Genomic DNA, 24,446 nt, shown 5'->3' on the forward strand with positions numbered 1-24,446 from the left:
GTGCGCGAACGGAAACAGCCCCCGGTCATCCGGTCGTCCCGTGCTCCGGATTCGTCAGCCCACCCCCGCGTTCAGGAAGATGCCGCCGTCGACGACGAGCGTCTGACCGGTGACCCAGTCGGACTGCTCGGAGGTGAGGAACGCCGCCGCGCCGCCGATGTCCGACGGAACGCCGAGCCGGCCGAGCGGGTAGGAGGAGGCGGCCTCCTCCTCTCGGCCCTCGTAGAGCGCCTGGGCGAACTTGGTCTTCACCACCGCGGGCGCGATCGCGTTGACCCGCACCCGGGGCGCGAACTCGTGCGCGAGCTGCTGGGTGAGGTTGATCATCGCGGCCTTGCTGACGCCGTACGCGCCGATGAACGGCGAGGGCGCGAGTCCCGCGATGGAGGCGATGTTGACGATCGCGCCGCCGTTGTCCTTCTGCCAGGCGTGCCAGGTGCGCTGGGCGAAGCCGAGCGCGGAGATGACGTTGGTCTCGAAGACCTTGCGCGCCACGTTCAGGTCGAGGTCGGCCATCGGGCCGAACACCGGGTTCGTACCGGCGTTGTTGACCAGGAAGTCGACGCGGCCGAAGGCGGCCATCACGCGCTCGACGGCCTCGGCCTGGTGGGCCTCGTCGTGGGCCTTGCCCGCGATGCCGATGACCCGGTCGGGGCCGAGCCTGTCGACGGCCTCCTTGAGCGCGTCCTCGTTGCGGCCGGTGATGCACACCCGGTCGCCGCGGGCGACCAGCGCCTCGGCGACGCCGTAGCCGATGCCCCGGCTCGCGCCGGTGACGAGGGCGACCCTGCCCGAGAGTTCGGAGTGTTCCACGGAAGTCATGTGCGTGATCCCTTAGTTGAGCGGTCCGCCGGCGACGTACAGCACCTGGCCGGAGACGAAGCCGGCCGCGTCGCCGGTGAAGAAGGCGACGGCGTTGGCGATGTCCTCCGGCTCGCCGACGCGCTGCACCGGGATCTGGGTGGCGGCGGCCGCCTTGAAGTCCTCGAAGTCCATGCCGACGCGGTCGGCGGTGGCCTTGGTCATCTCGGTGGCGATGAAGCCGGGCGCGACGGAGTTGGCGGTGATGCCGAACTTGCCGAGCTCCTTGGCCAGGGTCTTGGTGAAGCCCTGCAGACCCGCCTTCGCGGCCGAGTAGTTGACCTGGCCGCGGTTGCCGAGGGCGGAGGACGAGGAGAGGTTGACGACCCGGCCGAAGCCCGCGTCGACCATGTGCTTCTGGCAGGCCCGGGTCATCAGGAAGGAGCCGCGCAGGTGCACGTTCATGACGGTGTCCCAGTCGGAGACGCTCATCTTGAACAGCAGGTTGTCGCGCAGCACGCCCGCGTTGTTGACGAGGATGGTGGGCGCGCCGAGCTCCTCGGCGATGCGGGCGACGGCCGCCTCCACCTGGGCCTCGTCGGAGACGTCTGCGCCGACCGCGATGGCCCGGCCGCCCGCCGCGGTGATCTTCTCCACGGTGTCCTTGCAGGCGGCCTCGTCGAGGTCGATGACGGCGACCGCGCGGCCCTCGGCGGCCAGTCGTACGGCGGTGGCGGCGCCGATCCCGCGCGCGGCGCCGGTGACGACCGCTACCCGCTGCTCAGTGGTGGACATTGCTGCTTCTCCTCGCCCTAGAGAGAACCTGATCTGCGGTGAGCGACCGCTTAGTACCTTCGATGGGGGTGACGCTAGAAGCCCTGGCACCCGGTGTCAACGGCACACCGGCCGCGTGTGATCCATTACCTCACCAGGAGGCCGAGCAATCGCTCCGTCTCGGCGGCCGGATCGGCGGTCAGCCCGGTGTGCACGGGGCCGGGCTGCACGATGGTGGATCGGGGCGCGACCAGCCAGCGGAAGCGCCGCCCCGCGTCGTCGCCTGCCGCCTGCCCGGCCGCCTCCCCGCCGGTGCACACGCCCTCCACCGCGGCCAGCGCCGCCCGCACGCCCTCGACGTCCGCGTCCGGGTCGAGGGCCAGCAGCCGCGCCTCGTCGAGGTGGGTGCGGGCGCCGACGTAGGCGCGGGCGCGGCAGTAGACGAGGACGCCGGCGTTGACGCACTCCCCGCGCTCGATGCGCGGGACGACCCTGAGCAGGGCGTACTCGAAGACGTCCCGGTCGCCGCCCTGCCCCGCCCGGGTGATGTGGCGCTCGGCCACATGCCCGGCCATGTGGATGTGGTGCTCGCTCACTGCTCCCCCTCGATGCCGGTGATGCGTTCGTGGACGACGGCGGCCCGGGCGAGGAGCGGCCGCGCGTAGGCGCGCCGGAGGTCGTCGGGCGTGTCGAAGCCGGGCTCGCCGGTCAGCCAGGCGTCGGGGATCTCGGCCGTGACCTCGGCCAGGAGGTCCTCGGTCACCAGCGGGGCGAGTTCGGCGGCGGCCGCTGTCACGTCCGGCCGGAAACGGAGGAGGGCGTGGTCGCGGGCGTCGTAGGGGCGGCCGGCGGAGGTTTCGGCGCCGGGCCAGTTGTGGTGCCAGATCATGGTGGCGCCGTGGTCGACGAGCCACAGGTCGCCGCGCCAGCGCAGCAGGTTGGGGTTGCGCCAGGAGCGGTCGACGTTGTTGACCAGCGCGTCGAACCAGACGATCCGCCCGGCCTCGGCGGAATCCACCGGGAAGGCGAGCGGGTCGAAGCCGAGGGCGCCGGAGAGGAAGTCCATGCCGAGGTTGGTGCCGCCGCTGGACCTGAGCAGTTCCTGCACCTGCTGCTCGGGCTCGCCGAGGCCCAGCACCGGGTCGACGTCGACGGTCACCAGGCGGGGCACCCGGAAGCCGAGCCGGCGGGCGAGTTCCCCGCAGACCACCTCGGCGACGAGCGTCTTGCGGCCCTGCCCGGCCCCGGTGAACTTCAGCACGTACGTACCGAAGTCGTCGGCCTCGACGAGCCCCGGCAGTGACCCGCCCTCACGCAGCGGCGTGATGTAGCGAGTGGCGATGACTTCCTTGAGCATCGCCCCAGGTTACGGAACGCCCGCACTGAACGCTGGCTGCCCGGTGCCCGTACCCCTGTGCAGATCCACGAAGCCAGTCACGAGGCACTTCACGAAGCAAGTCACGAAGCAAGCCACGAAGTCCGCGCGGAAGGAACGTCAGCATGACCAGCGAATCGCTTCAGCCCCAGGAGGCACCGGCCCGGCGCACGGTGGTGGCGGCGGTGGGCGCGGCGGGGCTCGCCGTCGCGCTGACCGCGTGCGGGTCGGACGACAAGTCGTCGTCCGGGTCCTCGACCACGCAGAACGGCAGCAACGCGAGCAGCGGCGGGGGAGACGGCGCGGCCGCGGGCTCCGGCGGGACCGTGCTGGCGAAGACGGCAGACATCCCCGAGGGCGGCGGGAAGGTCTTCGGCAGTCAGGGCGTGGTGGTCACCCAGCCCACGAAGGGCGAGTTCAAGGCGTTCTCGTCCAAGTGCACGCACCAGGGCTGCGCGGTGAACGAGATCGCGGGCGGCGTGATCAAATGTCCTTGCCACCACAGCGAGTTCTCGGCCGCCGACGGCAGCGTCAAGAAGGGCCCGGCGACCCAGCCGCTGCCGGCCAAGAGCATCTCCGTCTCGGGGGACGAGATCAAGCTCGCCTGAGGCCCGCGCGCCGGTGCCGCTCCAGGCAGTTCAGCACCTCGCCGGTGGTGGCCAGGGTCGCCACGAGGGCGAGGGTGTGGCGGATCATCGCGGGGGTGTAGTCGGAGGGCACCCCGGCGATGGCGTCGGTGGGCACGAGCACGTCGTAGCCCAGGTTGACCGCGTCGAACACGGCGTTGGGGATCGCCACGTTGGCGGAGACCCCGGTGACGACCAGCGTGCGGCAGCCGAGATTGCGCAGCAGCGCGTCCACCTCGGTGCCCTGGACCGGCGAGAGGCCGTGCAACCGCCGTACGACGATGTCCTGTTCGGCGACCTCCACCGGGTCCGCGACGCGCACGGCGTCGGTGCCGGTGAGCTGCCGCACGGGCAGGCGCTCGGCGGCGCGGAACAGCCGGGCGTTGCGGCCGGCGCCCCGGCCGTCGGGGCGGCGTTCGGCGATCGCGTGGATCACCTGCACACCGCAGTCGTGCGCGGCGGCGACCAGCCGGGCCACGTTGCCGAGGGCGCCAGAGGAGCGGGCCTCGTGGGCGAGTTCGGGCAGCGCGGAGTGAGGTCCGACGACGCCCCGCTGGCACTCGGTGGTGAGCAGCACGGTGGTGGCGGGGTCGAGGAGTTCGCTCAGCGTTTCGTACGAAGGCATGGCGTCCGTCCCCTGTCGTCGGCGGCCCGGGCGGGCGAGCGTAACCACCATTGCGTGACGAGGGAAGACGCCTCATCCTTCTCTGACGTGATGTCAGAAGATCTGGGCGGGCCGGGAAGCGGCGCGCGGTCCTCTGGCACGACGTGGGAGAAGAGAAGAGGGGGCTGCATGACCGTCACACAGCGCCGGGGCCGGAAGATCATGATGACGCCGGGCGAGCTGGACGAGTTCCTGACCAGCCAGCGCACCTGCCGGGTCGCCACGGTGTCGGCCGGCGGCGCTCCGCACGTGAGCGCGCTGTGGTTCGCCTGGGACGGCACCTCGCTGTGGCTGTACTCGGTGGTGCGCAGCAAGCGGTGGGCGGACCTGCGCCGCGACCCCCGGGTGGCGATCGTCGTGGACACGGGTGAGGAGTACGACCAGCTGCGGGGCGTCGAGCTGTCCGGCACCGTGGAGTTCGTGGGCGAGGCACCTCGCGTCGGCGACCTGTGCGCCGAACTCGACGTGCCCGAGACGCTGTTCGCCCGCAAGAACTTCGGCCTGGAGGAGATGCCGCACGACGGCCGGCACGCGTGGGTGCGGCTGACCCCGGAGAAGATCGTCTCCTGGGACTTCCGCAAACTGGGCTCGGCCTAGCCGAGATCCGCCCCGCCGTCCCGGGAACCCGCCTGGCCCGCAGCCGCCTGGCGGGGCGCCGCCTCGCCCGAAGCCGCCTGGCCGGAATCCGCCTCGCGGGCGCTCTCCGGCCGAGAGCCGCCCCGAGGACACCCGCCCGGCCGAGAGCCGCCCCAAGGACACCCGCTCCGCCGAGGGCCGCCCGGCTGGGCTCGGCCTAGCCAAGATCCACCCCGCCGTCCCGGGAACCCGCCTGGCCCGCAGCCGCCTGGCGGGGCGCCATCTGGCCGGAATCCGCCCGGCGGGGCGCCGCCTCGCCCGAAGCCGCCTGGCCGGAATCCGCCTCGCGGGCGCTCTCCGGCCGAGAGCCGCCCCGAGGACACCCGCCCGGCCGAGAGCCGCCCCAAGGACACCCGCCCCGCCGAAGTCCGCCCCGCGGACACCCGCCCCGCCGAGGGCCGCCTGGCGGGGCGCCCCGGCTACCCGAGGTCCTCCCCCGTCGCCCGCAGGGCGTCCGCCGCCGCGCGGATCGAGGGGCGGCGGTCGGCGTCGGCGCGCCACACGGCGTAGACGTGCCGTCGCACGGCCTGGCGGACCGGCACGGTCCGCACCCCGTCGGGCAGCGGCCCCCGCCCGAGCCGGGGGGCCACGCACACGCCGAGGCCGGCGGCGACCAGGGCGAGCTGGGTGGCGTGCTCCTCGGCGCGGTGCGCGATGCGCGGCTCGACGCCCTTGGAGCGCAGCGTGTCGAGCAGCCACTCGTGGCAGAACTCGGCGTCGCCCCACGTGATCCAGTCGTCGTCCGCGAACTCCTCCAGGTCCACCTCGTCGCGCTCCGCGAGCGGGTGCCCGGCAGGCAGCGCGACATCGGCGGGGTCGTCGAGGAGCGCGGCGCGGCTGAGTCCCCCGGGCACGGGCAGCCGCTTGTTGTACCAGTCCAGGACCACCGCGACATCGACGTCCCCGCGCAGTACGGCCCGCAGGGCGGGCGCCGGTTCCAGCTCGGCGGTGGTGACCCGCAGGCCGGGGTGCCGGGAGCGCAGCCGGGACAGGGCCGCCGGGAACAACCCGCGCGCGGCGGTGGGGAACGCGCCGAGGCGCAGTTCGCCGACCACCTCCCCGCGCTGGGCCTCCAGGTCGGACTGGGCGAGGGCGACCTGGGAGAGGATGCGTGCCGCGTGCTCCGCCAGCAGCCGGCCCGCGTCCGTCAGCCGCACGCCCCGGCCGTTCTTGGCGAGGAGCTGCTGGCCGACCTCCCGCTCCAGCTTGGCCATCTGCTGCGAGACCGCCGAGGTCGTCACGTGCAGCCCGTCGGCCGCGCCGCTGACCGAGCCGTGGCGGGCGAGGGCGTCGAGGGTGCGCAGGCGCTCCAGGTTCAACATGTAAGCGATACTACGAGATATCGCGCGCGGATTCTCGATTGTGCTACGAGGAGCTTGTCGTGCATCGTACGGACCATGAGCACCGCTACCGCCTCCTCGCCGGCCTCGCCGGTCCCGCCGAACCCTTCGGCCCCCTCCACACGGCTCGGCCGCCCCCTGCCCTGGCGGGTCCGTTTCGCGTTCCTCTCGCTGATCTGGGGCTTCAGCTTCCTGTTCATGAAGGTCGGCAATGAGGGCTTCGCTCCGTTCCAGGTGACGTTCGGGCGGCTGCTGTTCGGCACGGCGGTGCTCGCGGTGGCGATGGCGGTGAAGCGGGAGCGGCTGCCGCACGGCGCGCGGACCTGGGGCCACCTGGCGGTGGCCGGCTTCTTCCTGAACGCACTGCCCTTCTCGCTCTTCGCCTACTCGGAGCTGACGATCCCGTCCACGCTCGCGGGCATCTGCAACGCGACCTCGCCGCTGTGGGGCATGGCGCTGTCCCTGGTCGCGCTGTCCGAGGACCGGCCGACCAGGGTGCGGGTCGCCGGTCTCGGGCTGGGCTTCCTCGGAGTGCTGACCGTGCTCGGCGCCTGGCAGGGCTTCCACGGGCTGGACGCCTCGGGCACCGCGATGGCCCTGCTGGCCTCGCTGAGCTACCCGGTCGGCTGGATCTACGTCCGCCGTACCCTGGCCGGCTCCGGCGAGTCCCACCTCTCGCTCACCGGCGGTCAGTTGCTGCTGGCCACGGTCCAACTGGCCGTGGTGACACCGCTGTTCACCAGCCCGCCCGGCCACTTGTCCGTGCTGCCCCTGCTCGCCGTCGCGGCGCTGGGAGCCCTGGGCACGGGCGTCGCCATGCTCGTGCAGTACGGCCTGGTCGCCGAGGTCGGCCCGACGACCGCCCAGATGGTCACCTACTTCGTCCCCATCATCGCCACCGCGGCGGGCGTCGCCGTGCTGGGCGAGCGCCTCACATGGTCGACACCGGTCGGCGCGGTGGTGGTGCTGGCCGGGGCGGCCCTCACCCAGGCGAGGCGACCGGCGCACCGGACGGTGCCGGAGCCGGCGGCCCCGGAAGCCACGGAGGCGCCGGCGGTCCCGGTAGCCACTGAGGCACCGGCAGTCCCGGTAGCCGCAGAGGCGCAGGCGGTCCAGGTAGCCACGGATGCGCTGGAGGTTCCGGAGACCACGGGCCCCGCGCCCCGGACCAGCCAGGTCGCCGGGGCGTAGACGCCCGTCGCCCGCCCGCCCCCGCCGGGCGGGGCAAGGCAGACTCGGGGCTCGGCCGGTCCGGGGCTCCCTAGGCGTAACTGCGCACAGGCACCGGTCCCAAGGCCGACGCCACCGCGTTCGCCAGCCGCTCCGTCTCCTCCTCGCCGAGCGTCGAGACGGTGATCCGGATGCCCGGCGGCGCGGTCACACGGAAGCGGGCGCCGGGGGCCACGGCCCAGCCGGCGTGCAGCAGCCGGGCGACGGCGCCGGTCTCGTCCGGCACGGGCACCCACACATTCATCCCGCTCGGCCCGTGGGCGGCGACGCCCCGCTCGGCCAGGGCGCCGATCAGCGCCTCGCGCCGCCTGCGGTACGCCGACGCCACCTCCCGTGCATCCGGCGTACCGGCCGCCCAGAGGTGGACCACCGCGCGCTGGAGCAGCAGGCTCACCCAGCCGGGACCCAGCCGCTGGCGGCCGCGCACGCGGTCGACGGTGACCGGGTCACCGGTGAGGACCGCGACCCGCAGGTCGGGCCCGTACGCCTTGGCGGCCGAGCGGACGAAGGCCCAGTGCCGGGTGACCCCGGCGAGCGGGTGCAGGGGCAGGTCGACGATGCCATGGCCGTGGTCGTCCTCGATCAGCAGCGTCCCGGGGTGCGCGCGCAGGACGGAACGCAGGGCACGCGCGCGCGGGGCGCTCAGCGCGGCGCCGGTCGGGTTCTGCGCCCGGTCGGTGACGATCAGCGCACGGGCGCCGGCCTCCAGGGCGCGGCGGACGTCGCCGGGGACGGGACCCTCGTCGTCGACGCCGACCGCGGCGGTGCGCAGCCCGAGCGCGGGGATCAGGTCGAGGACGCTGCCCCAGCCGGGGTCCTCGACGGCGACCGTGTCACCCGGCTTGAGGTGGGCGGCCAGCACGCGTTCGAGGCCGTCGAGCGCGCCGGACACGACGGCGACCGGGCCGTCCGGCACGCCGTCCGTGTCAAGCGCCGCCCGCGCGCGGCGGGCCAGTTCGGGATCCACGGGGGCGTGCCCGTACAGCACGGGCTCGCGGTCGCCGCGCTCGGCGGCCGCCGCGAACGCCGGGGCGAGGGGCGGCAGCAGGGCGGGGTCCGGGTTGCCGCTGGACACGTCCCGCACACCCTCGGGCACGTCCACCCGGATGTTCTCCCGCCCGGTGGTGGCGGGCGCGGGCCGCACACGGCTGCCCCGGCGCCCGGCGGTCTCGATGACCCCGCGCTCGCGCAGCACCCGGTACGCGGCCGCGACCGTGTTGGGATTCACCCCGAGATCCACGGCCAACTCCCTCATGGGAGGGAGGAGTTGGCCGGGTTCCAGGTCGCCCGTGCCGACCGCGCGCTCGATGCTCGCCGCGATCTCCGTCGCACGCCGGCCCTCGATCCGATATTCTCCTAGCACAAAGCAGATTATGCACTAGTGCAATGGAGACCGCAATGCAGGGGACCCAGCCGCCGACCGCGCAGCCCGCCGAGGCTTCCGTAGACCCGTCCGCCTACGCCCCCACCGACCGCACCGTGCCCACCCGCTCCGCGGACCGCGCGTCGTACGACAGGGAACTGGTGCACGCGATACTCGACGAGGGCTACGTCTGCCACCTCGGCTTCGTGCGGGACGGCGCGCCCGTGGTGCTGCCCACGCTGTACGGCAGGGTGGGCGAGCGGCTCTACGTGCACGGCTCGACGGGCTCCCGCCCGCTGCGCACGGCCGGCAAGACCGGCCCCGGGCTCCCGGTGTGCGTGACGGTCACCCATGTCGACGGCCTGGTCCTGGCCCGCTCGGCCTTCCACCACTCCGTCAACTACCGCTCGGTGGTCGTCCACGGCACCGCCCACCAGGTCACCGACCCCGAGGAGAAGCGGGCGGCGCTGGACGCGCTGGTCGACCACGTGGTCCCGGGCCGCGCGGCCGACTCCCGCCCCGCCAACACCAAGGAACTGGCCGCGACCGCCGTACTCCGCCTGGACCTCGCCGAAGTCTCCGCCAAGCTCCGCACCGGCGGCGTCAACGACGAACCCGAAGACCTGGCCCTCCCCCACTGGGCCGGCGTGGTCCCGGTCCGCCGCGAGTACGGCACCCCGGTGGCCGACGCCGACCTCGCGCCGCACACCGCCCTGCCCGGCTACCTCGCCGCCCTGTGACGCCGGTCCACCCCTGGTCCGCACCACGCGAGGACGCCGAGCGGCAACGCCGGCCCGCCGCCCACGACTCGGCCCGGCTCGCGGTGAACCTCCCGCCGGACGTCCCGCCGAACGAGCCGCCGCTCGTCCAGCCGCCGCGCTTCGCCTGGGACCGCTGACAAGCACCCGCCAACCGAGGTCCGGCCCGTCATGTGTCCCGCACTGTGGGAGGCGGGCCGAGGTCGGAGGCCCGCCGGCCATGCGCCCCAGGTGCGGGGAGCCGGCCCCGGCCGCCGGGCCGGCGGCCGGCCCCCGTCCTGGCTCCACGCGCCCCGGGGAGCGGCCCTCGTCCTGGATCCGCACGCCCCGGGGAGCGGCGGCTTCCAGTCGGCGATGTACCGCCGCATGGAGCCTGGATCCGCACGCCCCGGGGAGCGGCCCTCGCCTACGCCGGCAGCGCTCCGTCCGCCGGAGTCCTCGCCCCGCGGGCTTCCGCCACCGCAAGGCCCGCGACCGAGATGAGCATCAGGGCCGTGCCGGTGCAGGTGGCGGCGGTCAGGTGTTCGCCGAGCAGGGCTACGGCCAGCACCGCCGCGCTGACCGGCTCCAGCAGCATGATCACGGACACGGTTGCCGAGCGGACGACGGCCGCGCCCGCGAAGTACAACGCGTAGGCGAGGGCGGTGGGTACGCCGGCGATGTAGGCCAGGAGCCACACCAGACGGACCGGGTCCGCGGTGTGCGGCAGCAGTCCCGAGGCGAGCGCGAACGGCAGCAGGCACAGGGTGGTCACGACGAACGCCCCGAGCGTCGTCCCGGACTGGTCGGCGGCCCCGCCCTCGCGGCCCCAGTGGCGGGTGAGCAGCGTCATCGCCGAGTAGCCGGCCGCCGACACCAACGCCAGGAGCACGCCCCACGGCCGTACCGTCGCCCCGCCGCCGCCCAGCACCAGCACCCCCAGTCCGGCGAGCGCCCCGGCGACGGCCGCGAGCCCGGTCCGGCCGAGCCGCTCCCCGAGGGCGAGGCGCGCGCCGAGCGCGATGAGCACCGGCCCGGCGCCGAGCGTGACCACGGTGGCCACCGCGAGGCCGGTGGCCGCGACGGCGGCGAAGTAGGCGGTCTGGAACACGGCGAGGCCCGCACCCGTGGCACCGGCCCGCAGCAGCCTGCGGCCCAGCGGCACGGGGACGGCCGACGCCGGCCGGGCGCGCGGGCGCAGCAGACGCGCGGCGAGCAGCAGTACGGAACCGGCCGCGCAGCGCCAGAAGGACAGCGTGACCGCTCCCATGTCACTGGTGCGGTAGACGAGGGACGCGGCCGCGCCCGCGGTGCCCCATGCGGCACCGGCGACGATCAGGTACAGGAGGCCACGCCCGACGGGCAGGCCGAGGGAAGCTTGCGACACGAGTTCTCTCCGCGAAGGTGCAGAAGTTCTTCGGAGACCCCGCCGGTGTCGGCGGGGCCGGACGACTTCTTCCGCGGGCAGCACCGCCCGGCCCGGCGTCAGCGCCGGACCCGGTCACCGCACGGCCCGCCTCAGGCGGCCGGGGGCGGGAGAACCAGTGCGTGTTCGTGCATGCGCGGCACCTTAGGCCGCCGTTCCCCGCGCCGACAACTCCCTTTCCGCACCGCCGCCGCCCGCCACCGGCCCCGTCGACCCCTTGGAGGGTGCGGACGACTGCGCGATGAACGCGCCCAGCAGCACGACCGCGCCGCCGGCGATCTGCGGCACGGACAGGTGCTCCCCGAGCAGCACCCAGGCCAGCACGGTCGCGATGACCGCCTCCAGGCAGGCCACCACGCCCGCCACCGCGGGCGAGAGCCGCCGCACCGAGACCACCCCGGTGACGTACGCGAGCACCGTGGCGACCAGCACGATCCACATCAGCAGCGCGAAGGCCGGGACCGGGGTCCCGTTCATGTGCGCGGTGTGCGCCAGGACCGTCCAGCGCATGTTCCAGGGCCGGGCGACGACGGTCAGCACGAGCGAGCCGACGAGAAGCCCGTACGCGATGACCCCGAGCGGGTCCGGTGCCGCGTCGCCGGCGTCTCCGCCCTGGTCGGAGAGGACGAAGTAGCCGACCTGGCAGCAGGCCGCGCCGAGGGCCAGCAGCAGCCCGAGGGCGTCGAAACTGAGCCCGGACCACACCTCGACGACACAGGCGAGGCCCCCGGCCGCGAGGACCACGCCCAGCGCGGCGGCGCGGGTGACCGGCTGCCGCTGCACGAACCGGACCCAGCCGAGCACGAGGGCCGGCGCCAGGTACTCCACGAGCAGCGCGACGCCGACGGGTATGCGGGAGATCGCCGCGAAGTAGCAGGCCTGCACACCGGCCACGGCGAGCAGCCCGAACCCGGCGAGCAGCGCGGGGCGGTGGCGCGGCAGCGCGCGGTGCCGCACGGCGAGCGGCAGCATGACGAGGGCGGCTCCGGTGACCCGCAGCCACACCACGTGCAGGGGGGCGAGGCCCGCCTCGATCAGCGGCTTGGCCGCCACCCCCGACCCGCCGAAGGCGAGCGCGGAGACGAGCGCGAGACCGAGCCCGAGGCCCTTGCCTGAACGGCCCTGACTGATTCGAGACGTACGCACCGGCACATGATGACAGGCGACGACAGGAGCGTCATCCCCCATGGCACCTGTCTCACCGTCTGGACGGGGACAGCACGGAGGGCCGCCCGGCCGCGCACTCCCCGGTGCGGGCGCTCAGCGAGCGGCCCGACCCTCCCCCGCGTACTCCTCGCGGCCCTCCTCGGCATCGTTGTCGGAGCCCGGAGTCAGGTCCCGCGCGGCCAGCGCGAGGGCGTCGACCCCGGCGCGGCCGAGCACCTCGACGGCACGCGAGCCCGGGTGGGCCACGACCGCGGCGAGCAGGTCGACTCCGCGCGCCGGTTCCCCGCCGCGCCGGGCGGCGCGCTCGCAGGCGTACTCGAGGGCGGCCGAGGCCGCGGGCGAGAAGCCGTCGGCCCGTGTCACCACGGGAAGCGCGCCGGAGTCCTCCACCGCGCCCTGCCAGCGCAGGCCGTACCCGATGCTGCGCTGCACGAGGTAGCCGAGCAGCCGGGCGATCTGCGCACCGTCCCCGCAGGCGGCGCGCACCTCGGGGTCGGACTCCAGGAGCGTGTGCAGCAGATGGGCCGTGTCGATCTGACGGTCCCCGTCCCGCACCGCCCTCCTGCGCGCGGCGGAGACCACCGCCGCCAGCTCAGCGCTGAGCCGTGCGTCGTCTTCCGGTCGGCGATTGTCCGGCTCGTCGGCCGACTGCCGGGGGATGCGGTCTTGCACATCTCCCAGCCCATCAGCCTCTTCCTCCGCGGTCATCCCCGGAGGGAAGCATTTGCGCGTCCCACGGACAGTGGACTTCGCCGGCCGGAATCTCCTCCTTGGGGATGAGATCAGGCCGGGACGCACAGGCGCGGCCCCGGATCCGCACAGCTGTCGCACTTTCTGACTGTTCATCAGTCTTGAATGTTCCGGCCCCTGCGGCTACGTTCCGCGCCAGCCTCGCTGCGCCCGGCGCAGCACCCGACGAGAAGGGGTGGTCGCATGGCCGAAGTCAGCGCGGAGGCCCGCATCGCGGCGCCCGCGGAGAAGATCTGGGCGCGGCTGACCGACTGGTCCGCGTACGGGGAGTGGAACGCGACCCACACGAGCTTTCCCGAGGGCGGCCCCGCGGCACTCGAGCCCGGCGGGACCTTCCGGGAGAACATGAAGCTGATGGGCTTCCCGGCGGAGGTCGAGTGGACCGTCGAGCAGGTCGAGCCGGCCCGGCTGCTGGCGATCCGGGGCAAGGGCCCGATGGCCGTGGAACTGGCCACGCGCTACACCCTCACCCCGGACGGGGAGGCGACGACGGTGCGCATCGACGGCGAGTTCACGGGTGCGGCGGTGTCCCTGATGGCGGGCAGGCTCAGGGACTCGGCGACGGCGGCGCTCAACGAGTCACTGCGCAAACTGGCCGACCGCACGTCCTGACAACCGCAAGTCCTGAGGAAGCGCCCTCCGACGACGACGGCGGTCCCCACACCAAGAAGTCCTGACGACGATGTGGTCCCGACACCAAGAAGTCCTGACGGCGACGGGCGCCCCTCGGACCACGATCGGTCCGCGGGGCGCCCGGTTCGGCGTGGGCGCCCCTCAGTCCTCGTCGGCGAGGATCAGGTACAGCTTCTTGCGAGCCTCGTTGATCACGGCGAGCGCCTTGTCGCGCTGCTCCTTGCTGCCGGTCTTCCAGACCTGCCCGAAGGCCTCCATCAGGCCGAATCCGGCCTGGCGGATCTCACCGAGTGCCTCCCAGTCGACCCCGCGCGAGGCCTCCTCCCAGGGAGCGTCCGGCCCCTCGTCGGCCGCGGTGCGGCCCGGGTCGGTGAGCGAGAAGAGCTTCTTGCCGCCCTCGCTCTCGCTGACGATCAGCCCCTCGTCCTCCAGCAGTTGGAGGGTGGGGTAGACCGAGCCGGGGCTCGGCTTCCAGGCACCGCCGCTGCGCTCGGCGATCTCCTGGATCATCTCGTAACCGTGCATGGGGCGGTCCTTGAGCAGGGCCAGGATCGATGCCCGCACGTCCCCGCGCCGCGCCCTTCCCCGCGGTCCCCCGCGCCCTCGTCCACCCCAGGGACCGGGTCCGAAGCCCGGCCCGAAACCCGGGCCGCCGGGGCCGAAGCCGGGGCCACCCGGTCCGAACGGCCCGAAGGCCGCCCGCCCCCGCTCGGAGTCCGTCAGGCCGCGCCGGGGGCCGCCCCGCCAGTGTCCACGCTCGAATCCGTGGCCGCGCATCGCCATCACTCCATTCCATCGTTGATCAGTCGCGATGCTTCAACGATATATCGGAACCGATCGCCTGACAAGACCTCCCCCAACCACTCCGCTCGACGGGTCTGTAGTTTGCGGCAATGACAAGAAGCGAGCGGCTCGCGGAGCAGTTGGACTGGTACTGGCGCAAGAACCTGCGGCCACGGCTGGACGGTCTCACCGACGAGGAGTACTTCTGGGAGCCGGTGCGTGACTGCTGGAGCATCCGCCCACGTGGCACGTCGGCCGCACCGACGGCGGAAGGTTCGGGGGAATGGACGCTGGACCACGCGTCCCCTGACCTGGTGCCGACACCCGCGCCGGTGACCACGATCGCCTGGCGGCTGGCGCACATCATCGTCTCGTGCCTGGGCTACCGAGTGGGGTGGTACTTCGGCGGCCAGGACGTCGACTCCCGGACATTCCCCTACGCGGGGACCGCTGACGAGGCGCTGAAACAGCTCGATGAGATGTACGGGAGATGGAACGCGGGGGTCCGCAGGCTCTCGGACGCCGACCTGGACGATCCGCCCGCGGTGGGTCCCGAGCGGTTCCCCATGGAGAACAGGGTCCTGCACGTCAACAGGGAGCTGATCCATCACGGCGCCGAGATCTCCCTGCTGCGCGACCTCTACCGCCGGCAGGACGGAGCCGTACCGCACCGCATATGACGTTCGGTAACCGGCGATCGAGCTCCCCCTGACCTGGCGCTCGAACCGGACCCGCCGGCCGACCGCCGACCGCCGACCGTTCCGGATCGGCGGAGGGAATCCCGCGCGGCGCGATGAGTTCCGCGGCGTCCGGCGGTCGTAGTGTCGGAAATCCGTTGCCGAGGAGGGGCTGCTGATGCGCAGCGTGACCTATTCGATGAACGTCTCGCTCGACGGCTACATCGTCGGGCCGGACGGCAGCTTCGACTGGACGGCGCCCGACGAGGAGGTCTTCCGCTACTGGACCGACGACGTACGGGAACTCGGCGCCCATCTGCTGGGACGACGGCTGTACGAGTCGATGCTGTACTGGGAGACCGCCGACCAGGACCCCTCGCTCGGCGCCCCGGAGTTGGAGTTCGCAGCGCTGTGGAAGGCGCTCCCCAGGGTGGTGTTCTCCAGGACGCTGTCGGCGGTCCAGGGCAACGCCCGCCTGGCCTCGGGCGGACTCGCGCGGGAGATCGAGCGGTTGCGGGCCGAGCCGGGTGAGGGCGACATCGCGATCGGCGGCGCCTCCCTCGCCGCCGAGGCGGCCGCGCTGGGCCTGATCGACGAGTACCGGGTCATGGTCTACCCCGTGCTGGTCGGCGGCGGCAGTCCGTTCTTCCCCCGGGACGAGCGGCGGGTGGACCTGGAGCTCGTCGAGACCCGCACCTTCAGCTCCAAGTTCGTGCTCCTCCGCTACCGCGTACGGCCAGGAGAAGCGAATTGGCCTTGGCAGGGGCAGCCCGCGGGCGCCTAGCGTGTGCGCATGCGGATCCGAATCGTCGACGCCTTCACCGACCGTCCCTTCGCCGGCAATCCCGCCGGGGTCCTGCTCCTCGACACGGACGCCTTCCCCGAGGACGCCTGGCTCCAGAAGGTGGCCCTGGAGGTGAACCACGCGGAGACGGCGTTCGCGCACCCGCTGCCCGCGGGCGGCGAGGCCGACTGGGCGCTGCGCTGGTTCACCCCGGTCACCGAGGTCGCGATGTGCGGGCACGCCACCCTGGCCACCGCCCACGTACTGCGCACCACGGGCGCGCTCGGGGACCGGGAACCGGTGCGCTTCGCCACCCGCAGCGGCGTCCTCGTCGCGGCCCCCGCCGGTGACGGCGCCCTCACCCTCGACTTCCCCACCGCCCCGCTCACCGCCGTCGAGGTCGCCGGCTCGGTCGCCGAGGCCCTCGGCGCCGAGCCGCGCACGGCCTACGACACCGGTGCGAACGTCGGCGACCTGCTGGTGGAACTCGCCGACGAGGAGACCGTCCGCGGCCTCGCCCCCGACCACAAGGCCCTGTCCGCCCACTCGGCGCGCGGCATCATCGCCACCGCCCGCGCCGAGGATCCCGCGCGCGGCTACGACTTCGTCTCCCGCTGCTTCTTCCCCAACGTGGGCATCGACGAGGACCCGGTCACCGGAAGCGCGCACACCGCGCTCGCCCCCTACTGGTCCGAGCGCCTCGGCCGCCCCGACCTCACCGGTCTCCAGGCCTCGCCGCGCTCGGGGCTGGTGCGCACCGGACTGCGCGGCGAGCGCACCCTGCTCACCGGGCACGCGGTCACGGTGATCGACGGGGAGCTGCTGGCCCGGCCGTGAGGAGCGGCGGTGGGCGCCGGGCCGGGCGCGGCGCTCACGCCGTGGGCAGCCAGCCCACCTTGCCGGCCAGCAGGGCGTAGCCGACGAACGCCCCGATGTCGAGCAGCGAGTGCGCGACCACCAGAGGGCCGACCCGGCCCCACCGCCGGTAGAGCCACACGAAGACCACGCCCATGACCATGTTGCCGACGAATCCGCCGATGCCCTGGTAGAGGTGGTACGAGCCGCGCAGCACCGAGCTGGCGACCAGCGCGGTGCCCGGGGTCCAGCCGAGCCGGCCGAGCCGGCGCAGCAGATAGCCGACGACGATGACCTCTTCGAGGATCGCGTTCTGCAGCGCGGAGAGGACGAGCACCGGGTACTTCCACCACACGGCGGGCAGCGCCTCGGGCACCACGGTGAGGTTGAAGCCGAGGCCGCGGGCGGCGAGGTAGAAGGCGATTCCGGTGCTGCCGATCACCGCGGCGATCGCGGCGCCCCGGCCGAGGTCCGGCCAGGGGCGGGTGCGGTCGAAGCCGAGGGTGCGCAGGCTCTGGCCCTCGCGCAGCAGGAAGTGGGCGACGAGGGCCACGGGGATCAGGGCCGTGGCGATGCCGAACAGCTGCCAGGCGAGGTCGAGCCAGGGGCGGCCGGGTGCGGCGGAGGCGTTGAGGGTGGCGGCCTGGTCCTTCAGACCGCCGGGCTTGGTGACCGACCCGACGAAGCTGATGAGCGCGGAGACCCCGCTGGCCCCGAGCGAGAGCCCGAGCACGAGCAGCGTCTCGTCCCGGAAGACCCGCCGCGACAACCGCTCCCGCGGAAAGGACTCGTCGTCCCCCACTGCCGCTTCCGCCTGCACAAGCGCCTCCCGTGCCACCGTCCCGGAAGGTCACAGCTTGCCCCATCGCCCTCGCACCGGCGCACACGCCCCCGCCGACGGCACCGCTGCCGAGCGGACGGCGGTCACCGCTCGGGCCGCCGGGCCGGTTCCCGTCAGCCCAGCGGCACGGGCTCGGGCAGGCCTACGGGCCAGGTGTGCACCGGCTCGTTGAGGAGGGTCAGCTCGCGGTAGCGTCGGGTGGTGGCGGCGAGGGCGGCCTCACGGCTCATCCCCTTCTCCAGCGCCCGGTGGAACGTCGCAGCCTGCCACTCCGCGCCGTTGGTGCGCCGCCGGCACCGCTCCTCGATCACCCCGAGGTACAGGTCCCGGTCCGCCGGCTCCACCCCCCACGCGGTCAGCCCGGCCTCGGCGAGCGGCAGCAGCTCGTCCCGGACGAGGGCGACCCCGTCCACCTCCGCCGTGCCGGAGTGGCGGCCGCGCCGCGGCCAGGTGAGCCGCGCGTCGATGCCGTAGCGGCACGCGGCGTCGAAGTTGGCGGCGGCGGCCTCGAAGGGCAGCCGGGTCCACACCGGCCGCGGCTCCTCGGCGAGGGCGCGCACGAGCCCGTAGTAGAAGGCGGCGTTGGCGAGCACGTCGATGACGGTGGGTCCGGCGGGCAGGACCCTGTTCTCCACCCGCAGGTGCGGGACGCCGTCCGCGATGTCGTACACCGGGCGGTTCCAGCGGTACACGGTGCCGTTGTGCAGCACGAGTTCGGCGAGCTTCGGCACGCCGCCCGCGGCGAGCACGTCGAGCGGGTCCTCCTCGTCGCAGATCGGCAGCAGGGCCGGGAAGTAGCGCAGGTTCTCGTCGAAGAGGTCGTACGCCGACGAGATCCACCGCTCGCCGAACCAGGTGCGCGGCCTGACGCCCTGGGCCTGGAGTTCGGGCGGGCGGGTGTCGGTGGACTGCTGGAACAGCGGTGGCCGCGACTCCCGCCACAGCTCGCGGCCGAAGAGGAAGGGCGAGTTGGCGCCCACCACGATCTGCGCGGCGCAGGCCGCCTGGGCCGCGTTCCAGACGTCGGCGAAGCGGCCCGGTGTGACCTGGAGGTGCAGTTGCACCGAGGTGCAGGCGGCCTCCGGCGCGATGGACTTCGACGCGCAGGTCAGGCGCTCCACTCCGTCGATGTCGAGGCGAAAGTCCTCACCGCGGGCCGCGACGATCTGATCGTTGAGCAGGGTGTAGCGGTCGACGTCGGAGAGGTTGGAGGAGACCAGGTCGTCCCGCCCCAGGGTGGGCAGAATGCCGATCATCGCAATGGACGCGTCGACCTCGGCCGCTTTTCGGTCGGCATATGCCAGTGATGTCCTCAGTTCCTCCGAGAGCCGGTCGAAAACGCGGCCGCCCAATCGGTGTGGGGCGATGTTGACTTCCAAGTTGAACATGGCGAGCTCTGTCTGGAAGTCCCGGCTGGCGATGCGTTCCAGTACTTGCGCATTCAGCATTCTGGGCATGCCGTCGGAGCCGACGAGATTCAATTCGATCTCGAGCCCCATCAGGTTCTTCGGCCGGTCGAACCGCTTGTCGTCCAGCAGCCGCTCCAGCCCCTTCAGGCACCGCCGGAGCTTGTCGCGGTAGCGGTTGCGATCGGACAGGTCGAACTGGCCTGCCACGACCTTCTCCCCCATCGCAGCGTCCCTCCTCGCACGGGCGGGCCGAGTTTCCGGCCGCCGGGGTCCCGGTCAGGTGGGATGATGCCCCGCGAACGCGATCGATAACGTCCCACGGGGGCCTTGTAAGGGCTACTCTGGTTACTGTGACCAGAGGCACATTCACGGGGCATGAAGCACCCAGCAGATTCGGGTACCCCAGATAACTCGTGAAAAACGCCGACGAGAACGAGCCGTCCGCTCTGTGCGCCGAACCCCAGGTCATCGCGGCGCGGCCCGTTCGGAACCGGGATGATTCCCGCGAATCTCCGACCGAATAGACCCTTGCTGTCCGCGTCGGAGACAGCTAGGCGAAACACCGCCTGAACATTTTTCGTATAAACTCTGCCCCTAGGCGGAAGGTTGGCACCCGCGGCCCCTGAGTCTGCCGTCAAGGTCATGTACGGCAGACCGCACCTCCTCGCACACCCCTCGCACATCGCAGTTCCCTCCGCGCAGCCCCGCACCGCGCGCGCCCCGGCCCCACCTTTCCTGCCCCGAGAGCTGACAGCGCCGTCCGCCCCCGCACCCCGCCCTCGCGCCACCGTGCCTGTCGAATGAGAGGCGTCCCATCATGCCGCTGCTTGTCCCCCCGGCTCCCGCGCCCGCACTGCGCTCCGTCCTCACGGCACTCGGTTCCCCCACCGCGGTCCGCGAGGCCCGGACTCCCGCCCTGCGTGCCGCCCAGGGCCCCGTCACCCCCGAGCTGCCGCTGCCCGTGCACGTCCTGGACCGGATCAGCCCCGAAGGCGTGTCCGCGACCCGGCTGGCCGGGTGGCGCTTCCTGATCCGCAGCGGCGACCACGCGGTGGCCGCCGCCGAGACCATGCTGACCCCCGACGGCTGGGCCTTCTCGCACTTCTTCGAGGGCCCCTACGTCACCTCCACCGAGCGCGCGCTGCGCCAGGCCGAGAGCGTCACCCAGCCCTACCAGGCGAGGCTGCTGTCGATGCCCAGCCTGTACATGCTCACCCTCTGGTTGCACGGCGACATCTCCGACGACGGCGCCGCCGGCCACCCCGCCGCCGCCGACCTGCTGGTGCCCCTCGCACCGGCCCCGCCCGGGATCGCGGCCCACCGCCCGCACCGGGTCGCCGACCTGCTCCCGGTCCTCACCCACCGCGTGACGCCGGTACGGCTGCTGGGCTCACCCGCCTGACCAGCCGCATTCCCGACAACAGGCACGCCGCAGGCGCCCGAGCCGCAATTCGTACCCCGTCACCGGATTTCCCGGAGGCGGGGTACGACGCGTTCGGCGACACAATTCGCTCGTCGGAGCCATAAACCGCTCGCATGAGCTGAAAGGGCGAATGCCCCGGCCATGACCCGACCTGACTAGCCCCATCCGGCCACCCCGAACCACCCGAAGGGACAGTGCGGTTGAGGTGAACCGCTCACGCGGGTGACGCGTCTCCAACCTGTGAGAAGCGGTGCCGCGAAATCCCTGCGGAATGACGCCCGTAGGGCAACACTGGTTTCCGACCGAGACTTATCAAACGGGGGGCGGCCATGGAGAATGCCTCTAGCCGCGGGACACACACCACAGCCCATACGGACCACACGACACAGCGAGAGATCCCACCCATGTGCCAGCACCAGCCACCGTGCCCGACCGCCGACTCCGCCGACCGGGAATCCGCCCGCCTCGTGGCGCACCACCCGGAGCAGGGATGGAGCCTGCTGTGCAACGGGGTCCTGCTCTTCGAGGACACCGGTGAGCTTCTGCCGGACGGCCAGATCATCGCCCCGCACCGCCCGCTGGGCGCCGACCGGGTGATGACCGCCGCCTGAGCACGCCGGGCGGTCCCACCGACCGCCCGCGGATCACGAGGGGCCGGCCGCACGCACCACGTGCGCACCGGCCCCGACGCGTATCCGGCCCCGGCTACGCTCCGTGTCGGCCCGCGACTCACCGCGCCACCATCGCCGTTGCCGTTGCCGTTGCGTCAAGGCGCGGCGGCCCGCCGTCAGGAGCGCGTCAAGGGGGGTTGCCGCTGGTCCCGGGGCTCCTACCGTCGTAGGTATGGCACACCGCGACTATGTGCGGCCGGACACCGGCGCATCCGCGCGGGAGCCCGGCCGAGTGGTCCGCGACCGGGGCTGGGCGCGGCACCTGCACACCTCGGTCCGCTGCTCGGGAGCCCTGCTGGTCCTGCTGCTGGGGATCGACTGGGGCACGGGCGAGCTGACGTGGTGGCGCGGCGCCCTCTGGCTCACCCTCGCGGCACTGCTGTTCGTGGTGCTGTGCCCGCCCCGCGTGAGCGCCGGCGAGGGCTGGTTCGACACGCGTTCGCTGCTGTGCCGCCGGCGGGTGCGTACGGATCTGCTGGTGTCGGTGCGCGTTCCGGACGGCGTGTCCCGGCGGCTGGTGCTGCGGGACGCGCTCGGGGGCCGGGTGGAGATCGACCCGGCGGTCCTGGTGGACAACCCCGAGCTCTGGCACCGGCTGGACGAGGACGCGCGCAGGTCGGCCGCGGGCGGCCTGCTGCGGTACGGCACCCAGGAGCTGCGCGAGGTCTCGGAGCGCGTGGACCGCGAGACCGCGCTGGCGGTGTTCCGCGCCTCGGGCCTGGAGCCATGACGCTGTGTGTCCGGCGTCACGGTCCGAGCGGACTCGCGTCGACCGGGACATCAACGGATGAACCCGGCCGGACCTGTCCAGACCTCCTGCTCGCGCGCGCACTTCGGGCCACCGGTCGTATTCTTAACGGAAGATTGACGCCCACCGCCCCGGTAGTCGTGGGCCCCTGCGTCACTCTCCGCATACGCTGGTGCCCCGTCCGCGTGATGGCCCGTTCCACACGCCGAGCCGCACCTCAGGAGCAGGGCCGATGGTCACCACCGAACACCCTTCCAGTCGTCTGCGTTCGTGGATGCTGGAAGGCCTGTCCGACATGGGCAAGGGCATGCAGCAGGCGCCGCACGCCCAGCCCGAGCCGCCCCACGAGGGCCAGCGCTGGTGGCGGGTGATGTGCCTGACCGGTGTCGACTACTTCTCCACCCTCGGCTACCAGCCCGGCATCGCCGCCCTGGCCGCCGGCCTGCTGTCGCCGGTCGCCACCCTCGTCCTGGTCCTCGTCACCCTCGCCGGAGCCCTGCCCGTCTACCGCAGGGTGGCCGAGGAGAGTCCGCACGGCGAGGGCTCGATCGCCATGCTGGAACGGCTGCTGTCCTTCTGGCAGGGCAAGCTCTTCGTCCTGACCCTGCTCGGCTTCGCCGCCACCGACTTCCTGATCACCATCACCCTGTCGGCGGCCGACGCCTCCACCCACCTGGTGGAGAACCCGCACCTGACGGCCGCCCTGCACAGCCACCAGATGCTGATCACGCTCTTCCTGGTGGCGCTGCTCGGCGCGGTGTTCCTCAAGGGCTTCCTGGAGGCGATCGGCGTCGCGGTCGCCCTGGTCGGCATCTACCTCGGGCTCAACGTGATCGTCGTGGCCGTCGGCCTCTGGCACGTGATCACCGCCCAGCACCTCGTGACCGACTGGTCGGCCGCCCTCACCGCCCAGCACGGCAGCGTCTTCGCCATGATCGGCGTGGCCCTGCTGGTCTTCCCCAAACTCGCCCTCGGCCTGTCCGGCTTCGAGACCGGCGTCGCCGTGATGCCGCATGTGAAGGGCAACCCGGACGACACCGAGGAACGGCCCACCGGCCGGATCCGGGACACCAAGAAGCTGCTCACCACGGCCGCGCTGATCATGAGCGGCTTCCTGATCGCCACCAGCTTCATCACCACGCTGCTGATCCCGGCGCCGGAGTTCCAGCCGGGCGGCAAGGCCAACGGCCGGGCGCTGGCGTATCTCGCGCACCACTACATCGGCAACGCCTTCGGCACGGTGTACGACATCTCCACCATCGCGATCCTGTGGTTCGCGGGCGCCTCGGCGATGGCCGGACTGCTCAATCTGATGCCGCGCTACCTGCCCCGCTACGGCATGGCGCCGCACTGGGCGCGCGCGGTCCGCCCGATGGTCATCGTCTTCACCCTGATCGGCTTCCTGGTCACCTGGATCTTCGACGCCAACGTCGACAAGCAGGGCGGCGCGTACGCGACCGGTGTGCTGGTGCTGATCAGTTCCGCGGCGATCGCCGTGACCATCGCCTCCCGCAAGGCCGGCCAGCGCAAGTGGACCGTGGCGTTCGCGGTGATCTCGGCGGTGTTCCTCTACACGACCGTCGTGAACGTCATCGAGCGCCCGGACGGTGTGAAGATCGGCGCCTGCTTCATCGCCGGCATCATCCTGGTCTCCCTGCTCTCCCGGCTGGCCCGCGCCTTCGAGCTCCGCGTGACCAGCGTGACGCTCGACGACATGGCGGAACGTTTCGTCCGGGACATCGCCAGCCGCAAGATCCGGTTCATCGCCAACGAGCCCGACCGCCGGGACAAGGCCAAGTACCGCGACAAGATCGAGCAGATCCGCAAGGACAACGACGTACCGGAGTCCGAGGACTTCATCTTCGTCGAGGTCACCGTCACCGACCCCTCGGAGTTCGAGGGCGGTCTCAACGTCCGCGGCGAGGTCCTGCACGACCGCTACCGCGTCCTGGCGCTGGAGTCCTCCTCCGTCCCCAACGGCCTGGCCGCCCTGCTGCTGCACGTCCGGGAGATGACGGGCCACATCCCGCACATCTACTTCGAGTGGACCGAGGGCAGCCCGTTCGCCAACTTCCTGCGCTTCTTCCTCTTCGGGCAGGGCGAGGTCGCGCCGGTCACCCGAGAGGTGCTCCGGGAGGCCGAGCCCGACCCGGCCAAGCGGCCCCGGGTGCACACCGGCTGAACGGCCCCGGGTGCACACCGGCTGAACGGCCGCCCCACCGCGCGCACCCGCGGACACGGCTGCCGCGCCCCTGGCCCTATCGTGACCGCATGCAGTCCTACACGATCGGCCAGGCGGCGCGGCTGCTCGGCGTCAGCCCGGACACCGCCCGCCGCTGGGCGGACGCCGGCCGGATGGCCACCCACCGCGACGAGAGCGGGCGGCGGCTCATCGACGGGCGGGACCTGGCCGCGTTCTCGGTCGAGCTCGCCCGCACCGGCAGCGGCGAGGAGGAAGCCTCGTACACCTCGGTCCGCAACGCCTTCCCCGGCATCGTGACCGCCATCAAGCTCGGCGACATCGCCGCCCAGGTGGAGATCCAAGCCGGCCCGCACCGGCTCGTCTCCCTGCTCACCCGCGAAGCCGTGGAGGAACTGGGCCTGGAGGTCGGCATGGAGGCCACCGCCCGCGTGAAGTCGACGAACGTACACATCGACAGGGCGTAGGAGCGCCCACCGGGGCTCGGGGCTCGGGACGCGTCGCACATGCGAGCGTGTTTCCCGTGATCGCCA

27 protein-coding genes are annotated in these 24,446 nt (G+C 72.7%); 14 read left to right on the top strand and 13 right to left on the bottom strand.

Going from position 1 to position 24,446, the window contains the following annotated elements; all coding sequences use genetic code 11:
* Positions 1–54: 54 nt before the first annotated feature.
* The 4 genes from IE217_RS07730 to IE217_RS07745 form a co-directional block, all read right to left on the bottom strand.
* The gene (locus IE217_RS07730; protein WP_190176967.1) at positions 55–822 is read right to left on the bottom strand and encodes an SDR family oxidoreductase; all 768 of its coding nucleotides are present in this window, start codon (positions 820–822) and stop codon (positions 55–57) included.
* 12 nt (positions 823–834) lie between these two features.
* Positions 835–1,596, bottom strand: coding sequence for a 3-oxoacyl-ACP reductase FabG (gene fabG, locus IE217_RS07735; protein WP_190176968.1), 762 nt, complete (start codon positions 1,594–1,596; stop codon positions 835–837).
* 125 nt (positions 1,597–1,721) lie between these two features.
* Entirely contained in the window at positions 1,722–2,150 is a 429-nt protein-coding gene (locus tag IE217_RS07740; protein WP_190177035.1) for a DUF3037 domain-containing protein, read from the bottom strand.
* Between the two features lie 17 nt (positions 2,151–2,167).
* A complete protein-coding gene (locus IE217_RS07745) occupies positions 2,168–2,932 on the bottom strand; it encodes a HipA family kinase (protein WP_190176969.1) in 765 nt (254 codons plus the stop codon).
* 143 nt (positions 2,933–3,075) lie between these two features.
* Here IE217_RS07745 and IE217_RS07750 point away from each other — a divergent pair, with 143 nt between their 5' ends.
* Positions 3,076–3,558, top strand: a complete 483-nt coding sequence (locus tag IE217_RS07750; protein ID WP_190176970.1) for a Rieske (2Fe-2S) protein — start codon at positions 3,076–3,078, stop codon at positions 3,556–3,558.
* Here IE217_RS07750 and IE217_RS07755 read toward each other — a convergent pair.
* Complete coding sequence (locus IE217_RS07755; protein ID WP_190176971.1) at positions 3,545–4,201, bottom strand: cysteine hydrolase family protein; 657 nt, start codon at positions 4,199–4,201, stop codon at positions 3,545–3,547. The genes IE217_RS07750 and IE217_RS07755 overlap by 14 nt on opposite strands.
* 168 nt (positions 4,202–4,369) lie before the next feature.
* Between IE217_RS07755 and IE217_RS07760 the strand changes: the two genes are divergently transcribed.
* Positions 4,370–4,837 carry a pyridoxamine 5'-phosphate oxidase family protein gene (locus IE217_RS07760; protein WP_190176972.1) on the top strand — a complete coding sequence of 156 codons (468 nt, stop codon included), beginning with the start codon at positions 4,370–4,372 and terminating at the stop codon, positions 4,835–4,837.
* 458 nt (positions 4,838–5,295) lie between these two features.
* Here the strand turns inward: IE217_RS07760 and IE217_RS07765 are convergent, their stop codons facing one another.
* Positions 5,296–6,198 (bottom strand): LysR family transcriptional regulator, encoded by a 903-nt coding sequence (locus tag IE217_RS07765; protein WP_190176973.1) that lies wholly within the window; start codon positions 6,196–6,198, stop codon positions 5,296–5,298.
* A gap of 75 nt (positions 6,199–6,273) precedes the next feature.
* On the opposite strand from IE217_RS07765, the gene IE217_RS07770 reads away from it, so the two are divergent.
* Complete coding sequence (locus IE217_RS07770) at positions 6,274–7,407, top strand: DMT family transporter (protein WP_190176974.1); 1,134 nt, start codon at positions 6,274–6,276, stop codon at positions 7,405–7,407.
* 70 nt (positions 7,408–7,477) lie between these two features.
* On the opposite strand, the gene IE217_RS07775 is transcribed toward IE217_RS07770, so the two are convergent.
* A complete protein-coding gene (locus IE217_RS07775; protein ID WP_190176975.1) occupies positions 7,478–8,809 on the bottom strand; it encodes an aminotransferase class I/II-fold pyridoxal phosphate-dependent enzyme in 1,332 nt (443 codons plus the stop codon).
* A gap of 35 nt (positions 8,810–8,844) precedes the next feature.
* Here IE217_RS07775 and IE217_RS07780 point away from each other — a divergent pair, with 35 nt between their 5' ends.
* On the top strand, positions 8,845–9,549 hold the full coding sequence (locus tag IE217_RS07780; RefSeq protein ID WP_190177036.1) for a pyridoxamine 5'-phosphate oxidase family protein: 705 nt from the start codon (positions 8,845–8,847) through the stop codon (positions 9,547–9,549).
* Positions 9,546–9,707: a hypothetical protein gene (locus tag IE217_RS07785; protein ID WP_190176976.1), complete on the top strand. Its 162-nt coding sequence runs from the start codon at positions 9,546–9,548 to the stop codon at positions 9,705–9,707. Before IE217_RS07780 ends, IE217_RS07785 begins: the two co-directional genes overlap by 4 nt.
* Positions 9,708–9,973: 266 nt before the next feature.
* On the opposite strand, the gene IE217_RS07790 is transcribed toward IE217_RS07785, so the two are convergent.
* From IE217_RS07790 to IE217_RS07800, 3 genes are all read right to left on the bottom strand, one after another.
* The gene (locus IE217_RS07790) at positions 9,974–10,933 is read right to left on the bottom strand and encodes a DMT family transporter (RefSeq protein WP_190176977.1); all 960 of its coding nucleotides are present in this window, start codon (positions 10,931–10,933) and stop codon (positions 9,974–9,976) included.
* Positions 10,934–11,116: 183 nt separating this feature from the next.
* A complete protein-coding gene (locus IE217_RS07795; RefSeq protein WP_190177037.1) occupies positions 11,117–12,124 on the bottom strand; it encodes an EamA family transporter in 1,008 nt (335 codons plus the stop codon).
* A gap of 108 nt (positions 12,125–12,232) precedes the next feature.
* Positions 12,233–12,811 carry a Clp protease N-terminal domain-containing protein gene (locus IE217_RS07800; protein ID WP_229865083.1) on the bottom strand — a complete coding sequence of 193 codons (579 nt, stop codon included), beginning with the start codon at positions 12,809–12,811 and terminating at the stop codon, positions 12,233–12,235.
* A gap of 261 nt (positions 12,812–13,072) precedes the next feature.
* Between IE217_RS07800 and IE217_RS07805 the strand changes: the two genes are divergently transcribed.
* Positions 13,073–13,501 (top strand): type II toxin-antitoxin system Rv0910 family toxin, encoded by a 429-nt coding sequence (locus IE217_RS07805; RefSeq protein ID WP_190176978.1) that lies wholly within the window; start codon positions 13,073–13,075, stop codon positions 13,499–13,501.
* A gap of 162 nt (positions 13,502–13,663) precedes the next feature.
* On the opposite strand, the gene IE217_RS07810 is transcribed toward IE217_RS07805, so the two are convergent.
* Complete coding sequence (locus IE217_RS07810) at positions 13,664–14,299, bottom strand: PadR family transcriptional regulator (protein WP_190176979.1); 636 nt, start codon at positions 14,297–14,299, stop codon at positions 13,664–13,666.
* A 116-nt stretch (positions 14,300–14,415) separates the two neighbouring features.
* Between IE217_RS07810 and IE217_RS07815 the strand changes: the two genes are divergently transcribed.
* The 3 genes from IE217_RS07815 to IE217_RS07825 all read left to right on the top strand — a co-directional run bounded on the left by IE217_RS07815 (position 14,416) and on the right by IE217_RS07825 (position 16,603).
* Positions 14,416–14,985, top strand: coding sequence for a DinB family protein (locus tag IE217_RS07815; protein ID WP_190176980.1), 570 nt, complete (start codon positions 14,416–14,418; stop codon positions 14,983–14,985).
* A gap of 175 nt (positions 14,986–15,160) precedes the next feature.
* Positions 15,161–15,766 carry a dihydrofolate reductase family protein gene (locus tag IE217_RS07820; protein WP_190176981.1) on the top strand — a complete coding sequence of 202 codons (606 nt, stop codon included), beginning with the start codon at positions 15,161–15,163 and terminating at the stop codon, positions 15,764–15,766.
* 9 nt (positions 15,767–15,775) lie between these two features.
* Entirely contained in the window at positions 15,776–16,603 is an 828-nt protein-coding gene (locus IE217_RS07825; RefSeq protein WP_190176982.1) for a PhzF family phenazine biosynthesis protein, read from the top strand.
* Positions 16,604–16,637: 34 nt separating this feature from the next.
* On the opposite strand, the gene IE217_RS07830 is transcribed toward IE217_RS07825, so the two are convergent.
* Together IE217_RS07830 and IE217_RS07835 are read right to left on the bottom strand one after the other, a co-directional pair.
* Positions 16,638–17,441 (bottom strand): CPBP family intramembrane glutamic endopeptidase, encoded by an 804-nt coding sequence (locus IE217_RS07830; protein WP_190176983.1) that lies wholly within the window; start codon positions 17,439–17,441, stop codon positions 16,638–16,640.
* Between the two features lie 134 nt (positions 17,442–17,575).
* The gene (locus IE217_RS07835; RefSeq protein ID WP_190176984.1) at positions 17,576–19,093 is read right to left on the bottom strand and encodes a glutamate-cysteine ligase family protein; all 1,518 of its coding nucleotides are present in this window, start codon (positions 19,091–19,093) and stop codon (positions 17,576–17,578) included.
* Positions 19,094–19,688: 595 nt separating this feature from the next.
* Here IE217_RS07835 and IE217_RS07840 point away from each other — a divergent pair.
* The 5 genes from IE217_RS07840 to IE217_RS07860 all read left to right on the top strand — a co-directional run bounded on the left by IE217_RS07840 (position 19,689) and on the right by IE217_RS07860 (position 24,380).
* Positions 19,689–20,273 (top strand): hypothetical protein, encoded by a 585-nt coding sequence (locus IE217_RS07840; RefSeq protein WP_190176985.1) that lies wholly within the window; start codon positions 19,689–19,691, stop codon positions 20,271–20,273.
* Positions 20,274–20,698: 425 nt separating this feature from the next.
* Positions 20,699–20,905, top strand: coding sequence for a DUF5999 family protein (locus tag IE217_RS07845; RefSeq protein WP_189704155.1), 207 nt, complete (start codon positions 20,699–20,701; stop codon positions 20,903–20,905).
* Between the two features lie 232 nt (positions 20,906–21,137).
* Entirely contained in the window at positions 21,138–21,695 is a 558-nt protein-coding gene (locus tag IE217_RS07850) for a hypothetical protein (RefSeq protein ID WP_190176986.1), read from the top strand.
* 250 nt (positions 21,696–21,945) lie between these two features.
* Positions 21,946–23,895: an APC family permease gene (locus tag IE217_RS07855; protein WP_190176987.1), complete on the top strand. Its 1,950-nt coding sequence runs from the start codon at positions 21,946–21,948 to the stop codon at positions 23,893–23,895.
* An 89-nt stretch (positions 23,896–23,984) separates the two neighbouring features.
* A complete protein-coding gene (locus IE217_RS07860) occupies positions 23,985–24,380 on the top strand; it encodes a TOBE domain-containing protein (protein ID WP_190176988.1) in 396 nt (131 codons plus the stop codon).
* The last annotated feature ends 66 nt before the right edge of the window (positions 24,381–24,446 follow it).

The organism is Streptomyces naganishii JCM 4654, assembly GCF_014650575.1.
GTDB lineage: Bacteria > Actinomycetota > Actinomycetes > Streptomycetales > Streptomycetaceae > Streptomyces > Streptomyces naganishii.